This window comes from Campylobacter avium LMG 24591 (genome assembly GCF_002238335.1).
In the GTDB taxonomy this organism is placed as follows: Bacteria; Campylobacterota; Campylobacteria; order Campylobacterales; family Campylobacteraceae; genus Campylobacter_D; species Campylobacter_D avium.
This window is the reverse complement of record NZ_CP022347.1, coordinates 601,473-615,971: the sequence shown is the minus strand read 5'-3', so window position 1 is coordinate 615,971 and position 14,499 is coordinate 601,473. Positions and strand designations below refer to the sequence as shown.

The 14,499-nt window shown below is 32.5% G+C and carries 14 protein-coding genes and 2 pseudogenes; 12 read left to right on the top strand and 4 right to left on the bottom strand.

Annotated features, from left to right (window positions below):
• Positions 1-9 precede the first annotated feature (9 nt).
• The 5 genes and pseudogenes from CAV_RS03210 to CAV_RS09310 all read left to right on the top strand — a co-directional run bounded on the left by CAV_RS03210 (position 10) and on the right by CAV_RS09310 (position 3,256).
• Positions 10-1,050, top strand: a complete 1,041-nt coding sequence (locus CAV_RS03210; protein WP_094325073.1) for a D-alanine--D-alanine ligase — start codon at positions 10-12, stop codon at positions 1,048-1,050.
• Between the two features lie 224 nt (positions 1,051-1,274).
• Positions 1,275-1,637, top strand: coding sequence for a hypothetical protein (locus CAV_RS09255; protein ID WP_094752811.1), 363 nt, complete (start codon positions 1,275-1,277; stop codon positions 1,635-1,637).
• 61 nt (positions 1,638-1,698) lie between these two features.
• Positions 1,699-1,758: pseudogene (locus CAV_RS09315) on the top strand (hypothetical protein); the annotation flags it as partial.
• Positions 1,747-3,044: pseudogene (locus CAV_RS09250) on the top strand (methyl-accepting chemotaxis protein); the annotation flags it as partial. The pseudogenes CAV_RS09315 and CAV_RS09250, both read left to right, overlap by 12 nt.
• A gap of 32 nt (positions 3,045-3,076) precedes the next feature.
• Complete coding sequence (locus CAV_RS09310; protein ID WP_425426158.1) at positions 3,077-3,256, top strand: hypothetical protein; 180 nt, start codon at positions 3,077-3,079, stop codon at positions 3,254-3,256.
• 75 nt (positions 3,257-3,331) lie between these two features.
• Here CAV_RS09310 and CAV_RS03195 read toward each other — a convergent pair whose 3' ends face one another.
• On the bottom strand, positions 3,332-3,703 hold the full coding sequence (locus tag CAV_RS03195) for a group III truncated hemoglobin (protein WP_094325071.1): 372 nt from the start codon (positions 3,701-3,703) through the stop codon (positions 3,332-3,334).
• Between the two features lie 268 nt (positions 3,704-3,971).
• Here CAV_RS03195 and CAV_RS03190 point away from each other — a divergent pair, with 268 nt between their 5' ends.
• Complete coding sequence (locus CAV_RS03190; protein WP_094325070.1) at positions 3,972-6,053, top strand: TonB-dependent receptor domain-containing protein; 2,082 nt, start codon at positions 3,972-3,974, stop codon at positions 6,051-6,053.
• Between the two features lie 44 nt (positions 6,054-6,097).
• Here CAV_RS03190 and recG read toward each other — a convergent pair whose 3' ends face one another.
• Together recG and CAV_RS03180 are read right to left on the bottom strand one after the other, a co-directional pair.
• The gene (gene recG / locus CAV_RS03185; protein WP_094325069.1) at positions 6,098-7,915 is read right to left on the bottom strand and encodes an ATP-dependent DNA helicase RecG; all 1,818 of its coding nucleotides are present in this window, start codon (positions 7,913-7,915) and stop codon (positions 6,098-6,100) included.
• Entirely contained in the window at positions 7,905-9,125 is a 1,221-nt protein-coding gene (locus tag CAV_RS03180; RefSeq protein WP_094325068.1) for a M16 family metallopeptidase, read from the bottom strand. The genes recG and CAV_RS03180 overlap by 11 nt, the downstream gene beginning before the upstream one ends.
• 72 nt (positions 9,126-9,197) lie before the next feature.
• On the opposite strand from CAV_RS03180, the gene cmoB reads away from it, so the two are divergent.
• The 3 genes from cmoB to CAV_RS03165 are packed head-to-tail and all read left to right on the top strand — an operon-like array spanning position 9,198 to position 10,827.
• Entirely contained in the window at positions 9,198-10,052 is an 855-nt protein-coding gene (gene cmoB, locus CAV_RS03175) for a tRNA 5-methoxyuridine(34)/uridine 5-oxyacetic acid(34) synthase CmoB (RefSeq protein ID WP_094325067.1), read from the top strand.
• A gap of 9 nt (positions 10,053-10,061) precedes the next feature.
• Positions 10,062-10,424 carry a hypothetical protein gene (locus CAV_RS03170; RefSeq protein WP_094325066.1) on the top strand — a complete coding sequence of 121 codons (363 nt, stop codon included), beginning with the start codon at positions 10,062-10,064 and terminating at the stop codon, positions 10,422-10,424.
• The gene (locus CAV_RS03165; RefSeq protein ID WP_094325065.1) at positions 10,417-10,827 is read left to right on the top strand and encodes a hypothetical protein; all 411 of its coding nucleotides are present in this window, start codon (positions 10,417-10,419) and stop codon (positions 10,825-10,827) included. The genes CAV_RS03170 and CAV_RS03165 overlap by 8 nt, the downstream gene beginning before the upstream one ends.
• Here CAV_RS03165 and CAV_RS03160 read toward each other — a convergent pair.
• On the bottom strand, positions 10,810-12,120 hold the full coding sequence (locus tag CAV_RS03160; RefSeq protein WP_094325064.1) for an SH3 domain-containing C40 family peptidase: 1,311 nt from the start codon (positions 12,118-12,120) through the stop codon (positions 10,810-10,812). The two genes, CAV_RS03165 and CAV_RS03160, sit on opposite strands and share 18 nt — an antisense overlap.
• A gap of 87 nt (positions 12,121-12,207) precedes the next feature.
• Here CAV_RS03160 and CAV_RS03155 point away from each other — a divergent pair, with 87 nt between their 5' ends.
• The 3 genes from CAV_RS03155 to CAV_RS03145 are packed head-to-tail and all read left to right on the top strand — an operon-like array spanning position 12,208 to position 14,428.
• Positions 12,208-13,521 carry an ATP-dependent DNA helicase gene (locus CAV_RS03155; RefSeq protein ID WP_094325534.1) on the top strand — a complete coding sequence of 438 codons (1,314 nt, stop codon included), beginning with the start codon at positions 12,208-12,210 and terminating at the stop codon, positions 13,519-13,521.
• 9 nt (positions 13,522-13,530) lie between these two features.
• Entirely contained in the window at positions 13,531-14,151 is a 621-nt protein-coding gene (locus CAV_RS03150) for a hypothetical protein (protein ID WP_094325063.1), read from the top strand.
• Entirely contained in the window at positions 14,138-14,428 is a 291-nt protein-coding gene (locus CAV_RS03145) for a metal-sensing transcriptional repressor (protein WP_094325062.1), read from the top strand. The genes CAV_RS03150 and CAV_RS03145 overlap by 14 nt, the downstream gene beginning before the upstream one ends.
• The last annotated feature ends 71 nt before the right edge of the window (positions 14,429-14,499 follow it).

Below are 14,499 nucleotides of genomic sequence, written 5' to 3'. Positions count from 1 at the left end.
GGAAAAAATATGAACTTTGGTCTTATTTTTGGTGGAAATTCTTACGAGCACGAGATAAGTATAGTTTCTGCCATAGTTTTAAAAAAGGTTTTTAGAGGAAAATTAAGCTTTGTTTTTTGTGATAAAGAGCGAAATTTTTATCTAATAAATCCAAACAAAATGAATGCAAAAACCTTTTCTTCAGGTGCTTACAAGGATGAAAAACAAGTTTTTTTAAAACAGGGCGGCTTCTATGAAAAAAGCTTATTAAAAGAAAAATTACTAGATGCAGATGTGTATATAAATTTAATACACGGCAAAGACGGAGAAGATGGAAAAATAGCTGCCTTAATGGAGTTTTTTAATATAAGATACATAGGTCCAAGACTTGAAGCTTCTGTGCTTTCTTATAATAAAGAGCTAACAAAGCTTTATGCTAAAAAAGTTGGAGTTAAAACCCTACCTTATACTATCTTAAAAAAAAGTGATAAGCAGTATAAAGAGCCAAAATATCCTTGTATCTTAAAGGCTTTAAGGCTAGGAAGTAGCATAGGTTTAGCAGTGGCTAAAAATAAAGAAGAATTTGAGTATGCTAAGGATTTAGCCTTTGAATTTGATGATGAAATTTTAATAGAAGATTTTATAGAAAATGTTAAAGAATACAACCTAGCAGGCTGTAAGATTAAAGATGAGATGATTTTTTCTATCATAGAAGAGCCTAAGAAAAATGAGCTTTTAGACTTTGAGCAAAAATATCTTTCTTTTAGCTCAAGCACAGAGGCTAAGGAGGCTGATTTAAAAGATGAGCTTAAAGAAAAATTAAAAGAAGCCTTTGTTAAAATTTATGATCCTTGCTTTAAGGGTGCTTTAATAAGATGTGATTTTTTCGTGCTAGATAATGAGGTGTATTTAAATGAGATAAATCCAAATCCAGGCTCTTTGGCTAATTATTTATTTAAAGATTTTTCTGTTATTTTACAAAGACTAGCAGAATGCGTAAAAAATGAAAAAAGTATAGAGATAGATTATACTTTTTTACACTCTATAAATGGACAAAAGGGAAAGCTTTAAGAAAGCTTTTAAAGAAAAAAAGAAGATGTTAGATATGTCTAAGGCTTAGACTTGATAAAAGAGAGGCAAATTTAACATCCTAAAATTTTAGTGATTTTTAGGATTTTAACCGTTCTTATCTTAAATTATTAAAAAAATATTTTATTAATAAAAAAATTGTTATAATGCTTCAAATTTTATAACAATAAACTTAAGAAATTTCCACATTTAAGGAGAAATACATTATGAAAACTTCAGTCAGCTCAAAGCTTACTCTATTTATTGCTTTATTATTTTTAATAATCTTAACAGCAATAACCTTAGTTATGTATCAAAACGCAAAAGCCACAGTTTATCAACACCTATCAGCGGTGCAAAATAAGACAGTTGAGGATGTATCTCGTGCTTATGATATTTATGCAGATGTTAAAAGAAATGCTATGAGAAAGGCTGCTGAGATTTTATCGCAAAATATAGACAGCTACAATGAAAAGGATTTAATCGAACTAGCCAAAATGCTCAAAGAAAGTGCTGGCTACTCGATAGCTTACATAGCACTTGAACATAATGGCAATAACTACTACTCAAATGGAAATATAAAGAAATAAGCAAGGCGGTTATGACACATTAAATAGACCTTGGTATAAAGCCGCTAAAGAAAAGGGGGAATTGGTAGTTTCTGAACCTTATTTATCAAATACATCAGGTAAATTCGAAATGACTTACTCGGCCCCTTTGATAAAAGATGGCAAATTTTATGGCGTTGTGGCAGGTGATTTTGATTTGACTGTATATTCTCACGGGGTTTTAAATTTTGGAAAATCAGCCTCGACAGATTCTTTTGTTGTGAATGTTAATGACGGCTCCATAATGTTTCATATGGATGAGAAAAAAATGCTTCAAAAAGATAAATTATCTCAAGCAATAGCTGAGGCCGTAAAAGTAGAACCTAGAATTTTAGACCCAGAACATACAGATTATATCTTTTATGAAGTAGATGATAATGGCATAGAACAAGCCATAATGTGTCACAATACCATAAATCCTTCATATAAAGCTTGTTCGGTAACTCAAGCTTCAGTGTATGAAAATGAGGTTAAAAAACAACTCGTATCATCAGCTATAGTTGGAATTGTATCTTTGCTTATATCACTTTTAATAGTAAGAATTATCATCGCAAGAAGCATAAGACCTTTGCAGGCTATCCAACAAGGCCTAAACAACTTCTTTGATTTCTTAAATCACAAAAAACAAACAATAACTCCTATACACATAAAAAGCAATGATGAATTTGGCCAAATAGCAAAGGCTATAAATTTAAACATTGAAAACACTAGATTAGGTTTAGAACAAGATAAACAAGCAGTATCTCAAAGTGTTAATACAGTTCATCTTGTAGAAAATGGTGATTTAACAGCAAGAATTAGTGCTAATCCTAAAAATCCTCAATTAATAGAACTAAAAAATGTTTTAAATAAAATGCTTGATGTCTTACAAGAAAAGATTGGTTCTAATATGAATGAGATTAGAAGAGTATTTGATAGTTATAAAGCACTTGATTTCACAACAGAAATAGCAAATGCTAAGGGTAATGTTGAAGTAACAGCAAATACCTTAGGTAAAGAAATAGTTAAGATGCTAAAACAATCAAATGACTTTGCAAATTCCTTAGTATCTGATAGCACAAAACTACAAGAAGCAGTGCAAGAACTACAAAACTCATCAAAGTCTCAAGCCTCATCTTTAGAAGAAAGTGCAGCAGCATTAGAAGAAATCACTTCAAGTATGCAAAATGTTTCATCCAAAACAACAGATGTTATAGCACAAAGTGAGGAAATAAAAAGCATAACAAATATCATAGGAGATATAGCAGAACAAATAAATCTACTAGCATTAAATGCTGCTATTGAAGCTGCTCGTGCAGGTGAACATGGACGAGGCTTTGCTGTTGTTGCTGATGAGGTAAGACAATTAGCTAGAAAAAACTCAAAAATCTTTAAGTGAGATAGAGGCTAATATAAATTTATTAGTTCAAAGTATAAATGATATGGCTGAAAGCATTAAAGAACAAACAACAGGCATAACTCAAATCAATGATGCTGTAGCACAGATAGAAAGTGTTACAAGAGATAATGTAAGAATAGCTAATAACTCAGCCTCAATATCAGATAGTGTTAGCTCTATAGCTAATGACATACTAGAGGATGCTAAGAGGAAGAAATTTTAATAAAGAAAGACTAAGCCCTAGTAGGGCTTTTTTTATATTTGGAAAAAGTTTAAAATCTAGCTTTATGCCAAGTTGCTAAGCATAAAGCACTCTTTTGAAATTTGTAGCTATCATATTTGCCCTTTGAAGTATAACAGCCTTCATTTCCTCGTTAAATATAGAATTTAAACTATCCTCAAAAAGCTTTAACCATATATCAAAAAATTCTTTAGGAAAAGGCTCTAAGTCCATGTGAGCTTTTAGAGGTTGGCCGTTATAATCACCTTGCCCTAAAAGCATGCCTTGCCAAAAATTTGAAATTTTTTCCTTGTGTTCTTTCCAAGCCTCATTGCTTGTGCCTATTTTAGCGTTAAAAATCTTGCCTAAATTCTCATCAATTCTTATTTTCTCATAAAAAATTTCCATGAGTTTATCTATGGCTTCCTTGTTTATAGTGTCGTATTTCATAGCTTGCCTTTCCTGTTTTAAGAAATTTTAACAGTTCTTTATAAATAAAATTTAATTCTTAAATTCTTTATCAATATTTATAAATATTTTATACCAAATTTAACACTAGCAATAATACACACATTCATATAATGCCTATAAAATAGTCATTTTCTAAAAATCAAAAAAAAAAAAAAACACAATTTTACTCATTTTTAAGCTGAATTTAAAACATGATTTTTAATAATTATGATAACAATTATATTAATTATTAAGGAGTGTAAATTTAATGAAAAAACTAAAAGGATTAAAATTATCCATTTGTGCCACAAGCTTGCTTTTTTGCAGCAATGCCTTGGCTGATGAGCTAACAGAAAGTCATGTTTTAGGCGAAACCGTCATTTCTGCCTCAGGTTATGAACAAGAGATAAAACAAGCTCCAGCTAGCATATCTATCATAACTTCGGATGAAATTATGAATAGACCTATAAGAGATTTAGGAGACATAGTCCAGGAAGTTCCGGGCGTTAGCACCTCCGTTTCAAAAACAGGTTCACAAGATATACAAATGCGTGGTCTAAGCTCTGCATACACTCTCATACTTGTGGATGGAAAAAGAGTAAATATGTCTAGAGGCTTTGATGGAAACGGTTTTGACGCAACATCTGGCTTTTTGCCTCCTGCTAGCATGATAGAAAGAGTAGAGGTCATTAGAGGCCCTGCGTCTTTGGTTTATGGAAGCTCTGCTATGGGCGGGGTTATAAACATCATCACCAAAAAACACGCAGATAAAGTCACAGGCAGCATAGGCATAGAAACAAGGTTGCAAGAAAGCTCTAATTGGGGAAATCACTATGGTTTAAATTTCAATGTCTTTGCCCCGCTTGATGAACAATTATCTATAAATTTTAGAGGTAAGTATATGTTTGGCGAGGCAAATGAGTTTTTACGCTCTGATTTTGGTGCAGCTCCCTCAGCTAATGGCAATCCTTACACAAGCCACAGCCCAACAGGCTTTAAAAACTCATCATTTGGTTATAGGTTAAATTACAAAGCAGATGATGCGAATAATTTTTATTTTGATGTGGATTATGCCTTTCAAAGATTTGGTTCTTTAAACACCTCAAGAAATTCTGTAACCTCGATAAGAGACCATCATAGATGGCAATTTGTCTTAAATCACGATGGAAATTATGATTTTGGTATTTTTAATAACTATTTTCAGTATTTTAACTCAAGCCGTGTGCCTCATGTAGATGTACCGGTTGGAGGTAATGCCGGTAAGCCTAGTAGAAAAGGGCTTGTGGAAAATCAATTCTTTGCTTATGGCACGAATTTTAAAACAAATTTTGATTTTGGTAATTCCTCATCGCTTATCTTAAATTTAGGGCCTTATTTTCAGTGGGAAAAGCTGATGAACAGAAACGCACCTCATCAAACTACAGGCATGTATCAAGCAGCTATCTTTGGTGAGGGTGAGTATTTTATAAATGAATACTTTTCAACAACCGCAGGCCTTAGAGTAAATCAGGTTCAAACTTACGGCACAAATTTTTCTCCAAGGCTTTATTTTAACATCTATCCTACCGAGTGGCTAACCTTTAAGCTAGGAGTTGCAAACGGCTTTCAAACTCCAAATTTAACATATAGGGTTGATAATGAAAGCATAACTACAGATGAAATGTCTTATGGAAATCCTGATTTAAAACCAGAGACAACTTGGAACTATGAAGTAAGCACCATAATAGACACGCAAGTGGCCAATATCTCCGTAACAGGCTTTTACACCTCTTTTAATGATGCTATAAAATCAACTTCTTATACCAATAGTGTGGATGTGCCAGGACACGGAATATGTAACAACGCCTCTTGTGTTACCTACTCAAATGTAGATTCTGCAAAGTCTGCTGGTGTGGAACTTGGCATAAAATCAAAGCCTTTATTCACAAGCTTCATACCAAGAGGCATATTTTTAGACATAAATTACGCCTTTACAGAAACAGAACAGCTTTCAGGTGCTAACAAAGGCAAGCCTTTAAACGACATACCAAGACACAATGCCTCAAGTAAAATTTCTTACAAGGGACAAAACTTTGATACTTATCTAAGATGGGTTGGCAAGATGAAAACCACAACAGCAAACACTCACAGGGCTTCTGCTGCAAATGAGGCATATTTTGAGGATACTCATGTGGTTGATTTGGGCGCTAATTATACCTTTTCTAACGGCATAACAGTAGGTGCCATGATAAACAATCTCTTCAACACAAATTTCACAAGATATGACTTAGTAGGAACCAGCCTTAATCAAGTCTATCAAAGAATTTTACCAAGCAGAAATTATTGGCTTACGATAAGAGCTGATTTTTAAAAGTAAAACTAACTCAATCTCCTTAAAAGCTAGGGTTTAAAACCCTAGCCTAATTTTTGCTTGGCTTGTTTTAATATTTCCTCATCATTTGCAAAGTCAAAAAACTTAAACTCATTTCCGTGTTGAAAAGATCCATCAAGCAAATCTCCGCTAAGGCGGTTTTTAAGGTCAAGCTCTGCTATCTTAAAGCCATCAAGAGTTTTTGAAAAATCAAGCAATCTTTGCGGAAGTTCTTTTAATTTCGTATAAAGATAACAATAAGACTTAAGCCCTACTCTACCGACCCTACCTCTTAGCTGATGAAGCGTAGCAAGGCCTAATCTTTCAGCACCAACTATAACTATAGTACTAAGCCTTGGCAAAGAAATTCCAACCTCTATCACCGTTGTAGCTAGTAAAATTTTGCCATTTTTTGCGAACTCTTCTAAAATTTCATCTTTTTCCTTATCTTTGCCATGCACTACAAAAACATCCTCATATCTAGAAAGCCAATAATTTTTAGCCTCATTTAAGGAAAGATAATTCAAAGCCTCACTTTTTTCCACCAAAGGATAAATTATAGCCACTTGCTTGCCCTCGCTAAGCTCTTTTTTTATCGCAGATTCAAGCTCTTTGAAATTCTCTTCTTTTAAGCATATGGTTTGAATGTCCTTTTTAAAAGGCATTTGCTTTATAAATGAAAATGAAATAAGCTCTGATTGTAGCATAGATAGGGTTCTTGGTATAGGCGTAGCTGAAAATTGCAAGAAATGCGGGCTTTGTCCCTCAGCTTTGGCCAAGTCATTTATCTTTTGTCTTTGCTTTGAGCCAAAGCGGTGTTGCTCATCTATCATCACAAGCACGGCATTATGTTTTTCAAGATGAATGAGTGCCTGAGTGCCTATCACTAAATTTGCCTTTTTAAGTCTTTCATCAAGGTTTTTTTCCTTTTTTCCGCCCTTTAAGAAAAGTATATCCATAAAGCTTGGTAGAAGCTGTTGTGCTTGCTCATACAACTGCTTAGCTAAGATAGTGGTTGGAGACATTAAAATAGCTTGTTTTGGATAGACCATTAAAGCTGCTGCTAAGATAACTAAGCTCTTGCCACAGCCAACATCACCCATTATAATGCGTCTTTTAGCCTCATTAGAGCTTAAATCCTTTTTGATGTCAGCTATGGCATTTTGCTGATCTAAAGTTGGCTTAAAGGGCAAATTTTCAAGCCACTTAGCTATGTCAAAAAGCTCTATTTCATAGCTTTTAAAAACTTGTTTTTTCTTTCTTAATCTTGATAAAAAATTCGCTATTTCTATAAATTTAAGCTCATTTTTAAACTGCTCTAAATTTTCTAAGATAAAAACCGAGTGTTCGTCGTATTTATGCAAATTTAGTATCAAATTTATATGTTTTTGCTCTAAAAAATCAAAGGCTTTTAAGCTATTTTCATTTATGTAGCTTTTTATTAAAGAAGCTATTTTTTCATCTTTTACGCCTTGAATTTGATATTTGGGGCAAAAGTAGTTTGTCTTTGAAAGAATTTTTGGGTTTTGAAAGCTGTATAATCCATTAAAAAGGCTTAATTTAGCGTAAAAATTATGCTTAGAATTTGGCTTTAAAAGTGCGTAGTGCCATTTGCTAGGATTAAAAAAAACAAAAGCAACATCAATCCCCCAAGCCTCACAGTATCCTACGCCGCTTAGCGTTCTTGAACTTTGGTTTGTTCGTATGGATTTTATGAGCACTTCTTGAGTGCAAAAATTCTCACTTGGCTTACTGCTAAGAGTGTAATTTTCAATCTTTTTAGGCAAAAAAAGAGCCAAATCTATGATATTTTTAAGCTTCAGCCTTGTTAAAAGCTCTAAGTCTTTTTTGTCAATTTGCATTCAAAACACTTGCAAAAACTACTTTACTTAACTTTTCTTGCTCTTTTAAAAAGGAATTTAAATCCTTTAAATTTGTTTTTTCTATGAGTTTTAATTCTTCTTTTAAATGGCCTATTTTAAGACCTTTGTAAAATTCGCTTAAGGCCACATCTAGCCTTTTTGCAAGACTTTCATAATGCAAGCAAGACGAGCCTAGCAAGAAATTCTTTGCCTGCGTAAGCTCATATTCGCTAATGCCATCTTTTATAAAAGTAGCTAAAATTTCTTTTATCAAATCCTTGGCCAAAGCGGCATTTTCATTTTTTGTTTGCAAATAACCAAAGACCCTTTTATAAGTTCTATGACAATCAAGCCTAGCATAAGCACTATAAGCAAGGCCTCTTTTTACGCGTACCTCTTCCATAATCCTAGAGCCAAAGCCACCTGCACCAAGCACAAACAAGGCTATCTTTGCAAGATGATAGCCTTTATCTGTAAAATCCAGCTCAAAAGGCGTGGCAAAGTAGATGTAGGCTTGCTTGCTTTGCTTTTTGCTTTCAAAAACATCCCTAGAATTTACAAAAGCAAAACTCTTTTCTTTTGTACTAGAAGCCGTGTTTAACTCATCTAAAACAACGCAAATGCTATCTTTGAACTGTTCTTTTTTTATATCGCCACCAAAGCTTAAAATCAAATTTTCTAAACACAAATTTTTTTTATGAAAATCTTTAAGCTCTTTTAAAGAAATCTTTTGAATGCTTAACTCATCGCCATCATTTGAGGATGAAAATTCATCGTAAGGATACACGGTTTTATCCAAAAGCCTTTTTGCCAGATAGTCATAGTCGCTATTTCTACTGCTTAACTCCCCAAGGGCTGTAAGTTTTAAAAGATTTAAAAGCTTTTCATCAAAGCGAGGTTTGTAAAGCAAATTTTTAAGAGCTTTTAAAGCAAAGTCCAAATTTTCTTTCAAGCAAGATATACTAAGCTCAAAACTTTCAAAATCAGAGCTTGCACTTAAATTTATCGCTCTAAGCTCAAGTTCTTTGAAAAAATTATCATCACAACCTTCATTTAAAAGCCTTGCAAACATCGAGGAAAGGCCTGCTACATCATCATAGGCACGACCGCTATTTTTAAAAAGTAATTTCACATAAACTATAGGTAAGCTCTTATCCTCCTCGTAAATCATAGGAAGCTTAAAGCCTTTGTATTTGATAAAATCAAGCATAAATAACCTTTTGAAATAAAAGGATTATAGCAAATTTTTTATGCTAAAATGCAAGCAAAAACGGGCTAAATTATGAACGAACAAGAAAAAAAACTTTTAATGCAAATAAATGAACTTAAAAAAGAGCTAAACGAAGCTAAATTTAGCTTGGATAAATCTGTAAATTTAAACTTTAAAAAAGACTTTGATGAGAGGGTAAAAGATTTGGCCTTAAAGCTAAAACCTTGGAGAAAGGGACCCTTTAGACTAAATGAACTTTTCATAGATAGCGAGTGGCAAAGCTTTATGAAATTTGAAATTTTAAAGCCCTTTATGAGTGAGATTGAAAATAAGATAGTAGCTGATGTGGGTTGTAATAATGGATATTATATGTTTAAGATGCTTGAATTTAAGCCTAAAAAACTCATAGGCTTTGATCCTAGTGTGAGATGTTTTTTACAATTTAGCCTTATAAATGCTCTAGCAAAAAAGGATATTAACTTTGAGCTTTTAGGAGTGCAGGATTTGCCTAGTTATGAGTTTAAATTTGATGTAATATTTTGTCTTGGAGTGCTTTATCACAGGCAAGATCCTATAAAAATGCTAAAGGAGCTAAAAGCTTCATTAAATAAAAATGGAGTGGTATTTTTAGATACTATGTATATAGAAGATGATAAAGAGGTCGCACTTGTGCCTAGATCTACTTACTCAAGGATTTCAAATATTTATTTTGTGCCCTCTATCCTAGCACTTAGAAACTGGTGTGAAAGGGCTGGATTTAAAAGCTTTGAAGTGCTACATAAAAACAAAACCACAAAAGAAGAGCAAAGAAAAACGCAGTGGATAGATGGCTTTTCGCTTGAGGATTTTTTGGATGAAAAGGATGAGAATTTAAGCTTTGAGGGCTATGACGCACCAAAAAGAGTATATGTTAAACTTAAAATTTAGGAAGATATGATGCTAATCTTTGGACACCACTTAATAAAAACTGAAAGTTTTGCCCTATTTACAGATAAGATACATAAAAATAAGATAAATTTCATAAAAACTTATGATGAAAGCTTAATAAAACTCTTGCAAAAAAGCGAGGAAAAATGGGCTATATGCGTAAGGCAAAAGGATGAGCTTTTTTTAGCAAATGCTTTGGGGGCTGATTTTATCCTACTTGATGATGAAAGTTTAGCTTCTTTTGCCTCAAAGGCGGCTGAGTTTTATTTATTTGATAGTAAAATTTTGCTTATATTAAATGAGCTTAAAGAGCTTGAAAAAGCCTTTGTTTTGGGTGTTGATGGGGTGATTTTAAAGGATTTTCTTGGCTAGTTTTTATAAAAACTGCACCCAGTGCAACTCAAAGATAAATAAAATAAATCTTGAAACTATATTTTTCGTGCATACAAGCTTTTTACAATGCAAAAACTGTGGCAAATCTTACAGGCTAAGAGATACTTTCATACATTATTTTAATTTTGATTTATTTTGGGGCTTAAGTTTAGCCCTTGTTTTGATGATATTATTGTTTAAAAACCTTAACTTTGTATATCAAATCTTGCTATCCTTGCTTTTGTTTTGTTTTATGAAATGCATTTTTGTGTATTTTAGCGACTTTGAGGAGCTTAAAGGCATAAGAGCTCCCATAAATTCCATAGCCGTGTTTTTCAGCTTTTGCTTTGTATCTTTTATCCTGTTTGTCTTTGCATACATAGCTTCAATGGTATTTTTCTAAGGCTTCATTTATACGCAAAAGCTCATTTTCGCTTAAAGATAAAAAAGAAATTGCACTTAATCTGCTTAAAATCAAGTCTTTTTCATCAACCTCGCTTGATTCTTTTCCCACATCAAGAGTGGTAAGGGCACTCTTTCCCACTAAAAGCCTTTTATCATCCTTTGTTCTTATGCCCCAAATGCTATGTAAGGCTACATTTTCACCCTTTAAAACACCAGCATAAAGCATTATATGCCCTCTTAGATAAAGCAAAGTGGTATAAGGCTTAGCGTATTTTTTTATAAAATCTTGCTTTTGTAAATTGCTTAACTTGCTTATATCAAATCTTTTTAAGGCAAGACTTTGTGCGTAAGAATTTCTAGGCAAATAAAAGCCAAAAGAAGCAAACAAATCCCTGATAAATAAAGAACAATCCCTTTCAAAATCATATCCGCCCCAGCCATAAGGTCTAGCAAAAAGCTCCTTTAACTGCATTTTTAAATTTTTATCGTTTAAAGAAAGAGGAAAAGCAGAAACCGCATAACTTGGAATTTTGTATTTTAAATCCCCAATTTTACCTATATAATGTCCATTTTCAAAGGCATAGTATGGATAAATCGCACCTACTCTTAGCTCGAAGGCAAAGTTATTATCCAAGGATAAAACCGGAAATCTCTCCTTTATAGGAGTAATAAAGTTTAACTTTTCATAAGTTTTTGCCCTTTGCTCTGTAAAAAGCTCTAAATTTCTAGCCTCCACAAAGCCAAAACCACTTTCAGCTAAGACAAAGGCAAATTCTTTATCCTTAGTAAAATGAGATATTAAAACAGGCGAACCTATGTTTAAAACAGAGTCTAAGGAATAATCAAAGGGCAAACCCTCGCCCTCTTTGAAAGGATTTAAAAGTATGGCTGTTTTGCTTGGTAGATTTTTTAAATTTGAAGTTTTTGTTATGATAGCCTTTTTCTTTAAGCTTAAAAAATCTTTTACATTTGCATTGTCTATAAGTTTTTTAAAATAAGACTTGCTTATTTCTTGTTTGTTAAAAAAATAATACTTCCTATCACTTAAGTAAAGGGCAAAGGACCAAAAAATATCCTTTTGCTTATAGCTTTTTTTGCTTAGCTTGCTATGCCAAGGAGTAAAAAACTTAGCCTTGTAAGAACTTGCACTTTGACTTATCTTTTCATCAAAAAAAACTAAGCTATTTATGTCTTGCTTGAATTTTAAATCAGCATATTTTGAGTTTAAATTCTCTACTTTAGATGAACAAGATATAAAAAATAAAGCAAATATAAAAACAAACACTCTCATCTTAAACCTTAAAAATGAATGTAAGTTTAGCAAAATTTTATGCTTAATGCTATAATTAAATCAAAGTATAAAGGATAAGTTTTGATTTTGGCTGCTAAAAAAATCAAAGAGCTATTAAAAACTAACAATGTCTTTTTAAGTGGGGGTGCTGGGGTTGGCAAATCCTACACTACAAAGCTTATAAAGGATGACTATATAAAAGAAGGCAAAATAGTTGTAAGTCTTGGCACAACCGCCATTTCAGCTATAAATATCAAAGGACAAACAGTGCACAGCTTCTTTGCCTTTGGGCTTTGCTCGAATTTAGAAGAATTGGGAATTTTTGATAAAAAGCAAAGAAAAAAGCTTAAAAAACTTGATAAAAAAATCAAAGAAATAGACCTGCTAATCATAGATGAAATTTCAATGCTAAGCTCAAATTTGCTTGAGATGATAAGGCTTAGGTTGCTTGAGTATAAGGGCAAGATTTTATTTGTGGGTGATTTTTTTCAGCTACCTCCTGTAGTGAAAAATGAGAATACAAAAAATATATTTATAGAGTCTCATTACGCCTTTTCTTCGCCTGCCTGGCAAAGTTTAAATTTAAAAAATGTGCTTTTAAGCGTTCCTAAAAGAACAAGTGATAAAAAATTTTACGAAAATCTATCAAAGCTAAGAAACACAAAGCTTGATGATGAAACCGCTGAGTATTTTTCTAATTTTTTGTTAAAAGATGTTAGTTTGGATGATTTGGACGATTTTAGCATACTTTGTGCGATAAATAAAAAGGCTGATTATATCAATGAAAGAAAATTAGCAATGATTGAAGGCGAATTTATAGAACTTGTTGCAAAAGAGGATATGAAAGACTTAAGCTATGAGCAGTATCAAAAATGGGTAAATACCCTAACCGTGCCTAAAAAACTAAAGATAAAAATCGGTGCTAAGATTATTTTTTGTACTAATAAATACGAAGATGGTGACACTTACTACAACGGCGAACAAGGAGTTATTTTAGATATTTTTGAAAAAAAGGGCGAAACCGTGCTTGAAATTCAAAAAACAAATTCTAAGATAATCCATCTAAAAGCCTTTACCTTTAACCTGCTTGATTTTACGCAAGAAGATGACACTGTTTTAGCCTCATTTACGCAGTTTCCCATAAAACCAGCCTATGCTATAACCATACACAAATCACAAGGCATGAGCATAGAAAAACTAGCCTGTGATATAGATGATATATTTGAAAAAGGGCAGCTTTATGTGGCTTTATCAAGAGCTACTAATCCACAAAATTTAATCTTGTTTTATTCAAAAGCTTATAATTTTAGAAAACATTTTGAAAGCGTTTTGAAATTTGATAAACTTGTTGTTGATTTTTATAAAAAAAATGAATTTATAATGCTAGAAGAAAATATCTAAGGAAAGTTGATGAGGATACTAATTTTTCTTTTTTTAAGCCTTTTTTTCATACAAGCTCAAAGCTTTAAAATAGAGGATTTAAGGACAGAGCTGTACTCAAAGGAAGGCAAAAATATACTTAAAAAGATAGAGCTAAGCTTAGAATTTGAGGGAGAAAACTTAGAGCAAAACAAGCTAAAAGACGCCACAAACACTGTAATTTCAAGCTTTTTTTATGAGGATATATTTACAGAGCTTGGAAAGCTAAGATTTAAACAAAGTCTAAGCAGATACATAAAACAAAAATACAAGATAGACATCAAAGAAGTATATATAATAAAACTAAAAGGGGTGCAAAAATTTGATATAGAAGAGCTTAAGAGCTTTTTAAAAGACTATGAATTTAAAGATGATAAAGACAAAAAAGAGGATAAAAAAAAGGATGATAATCTTAAAATAGATGAAAATTTAAGCATTCCAAAGATAGATGAGATAGAAGATGTGGGTAAAATTTTAGCTGATGAAAATGAGAATTTATCCGTAGATGAGATAGATCCTAGCATCTTAGAAATCCCAAGCTTACCTGAAAATATAGAGCTTCAGTTAAAAGATAAAAACCTAAGCTTAAAGGACTTAAATGCAAGCAGATAAGAAAAATGCCCACTCTCACGGGCACGACAGAGCTATGATAAACAGACTAAGTAAGAGCATAGGGCATTTAGAATCTATAAAAAGGATGATAGAAAATGGCAGGGATTGTAGTGAAGTGGTGGTGCAACTAGCCGCGGTAAGAGGAGAAATTTCAAGCACGGCTAAGGCTATATTAAAAGAGCATTTAAGCCACTGTATCTTACAAGCCTTAGAGGATAAAAATGAAAAAAAGATAGATGAATTTAAAAAGGCTATGGATGCTTTTTTAAAATATTAAAATTTTTTACTTAAGAAACTTGACAATAACTCACTAAAGTTATATAATATCATCACTATAAAACTTTAGGA

Coding starts and splice junctions, on each gene's coding strand:
- CAV_RS03210 (WP_094325073.1), top strand. CDS start 10: ATGAACTTTGGTCTTATTTTTGGTGGAAATTCTTACGAGCACGAGATA.
- CAV_RS09255 (WP_094752811.1), top strand. CDS start 1,275: ATGAAAACTTCAGTCAGCTCAAAGCTTACTCTATTTATTGCTTTATTA.
- CAV_RS09310 (WP_425426158.1), top strand. CDS start 3,077: ATGGCTGAAAGCATTAAAGAACAAACAACAGGCATAACTCAAATCAAT.
- CAV_RS03195 (WP_094325071.1), bottom strand. CDS start 3,703: ATGAAATACGACACTATAAACAAGGAAGCCATAGATAAACTCATGGAA.
- CAV_RS03190 (WP_094325070.1), top strand. CDS start 3,972: ATGAAAAAACTAAAAGGATTAAAATTATCCATTTGTGCCACAAGCTTG.
- recG (WP_094325069.1), bottom strand. CDS start 7,915: ATGCAAATTGACAAAAAAGACTTAGAGCTTTTAACAAGGCTGAAGCTT.
- CAV_RS03180 (WP_094325068.1), bottom strand. CDS start 9,125: ATGCTTGATTTTATCAAATACAAAGGCTTTAAGCTTCCTATGATTTAC.
- cmoB (WP_094325067.1), top strand. CDS start 9,198: ATGAACGAACAAGAAAAAAAACTTTTAATGCAAATAAATGAACTTAAA.
- CAV_RS03170 (WP_094325066.1), top strand. CDS start 10,062: ATGCTAATCTTTGGACACCACTTAATAAAAACTGAAAGTTTTGCCCTA.
- CAV_RS03160 (WP_094325064.1), bottom strand. CDS start 12,120: ATGAGAGTGTTTGTTTTTATATTTGCTTTATTTTTTATATCTTGTTCA.
- CAV_RS03150 (WP_094325063.1), top strand. CDS start 13,531: ATGAGGATACTAATTTTTCTTTTTTTAAGCCTTTTTTTCATACAAGCT.
- CAV_RS03145 (WP_094325062.1), top strand. CDS start 14,138: ATGCAAGCAGATAAGAAAAATGCCCACTCTCACGGGCACGACAGAGCT.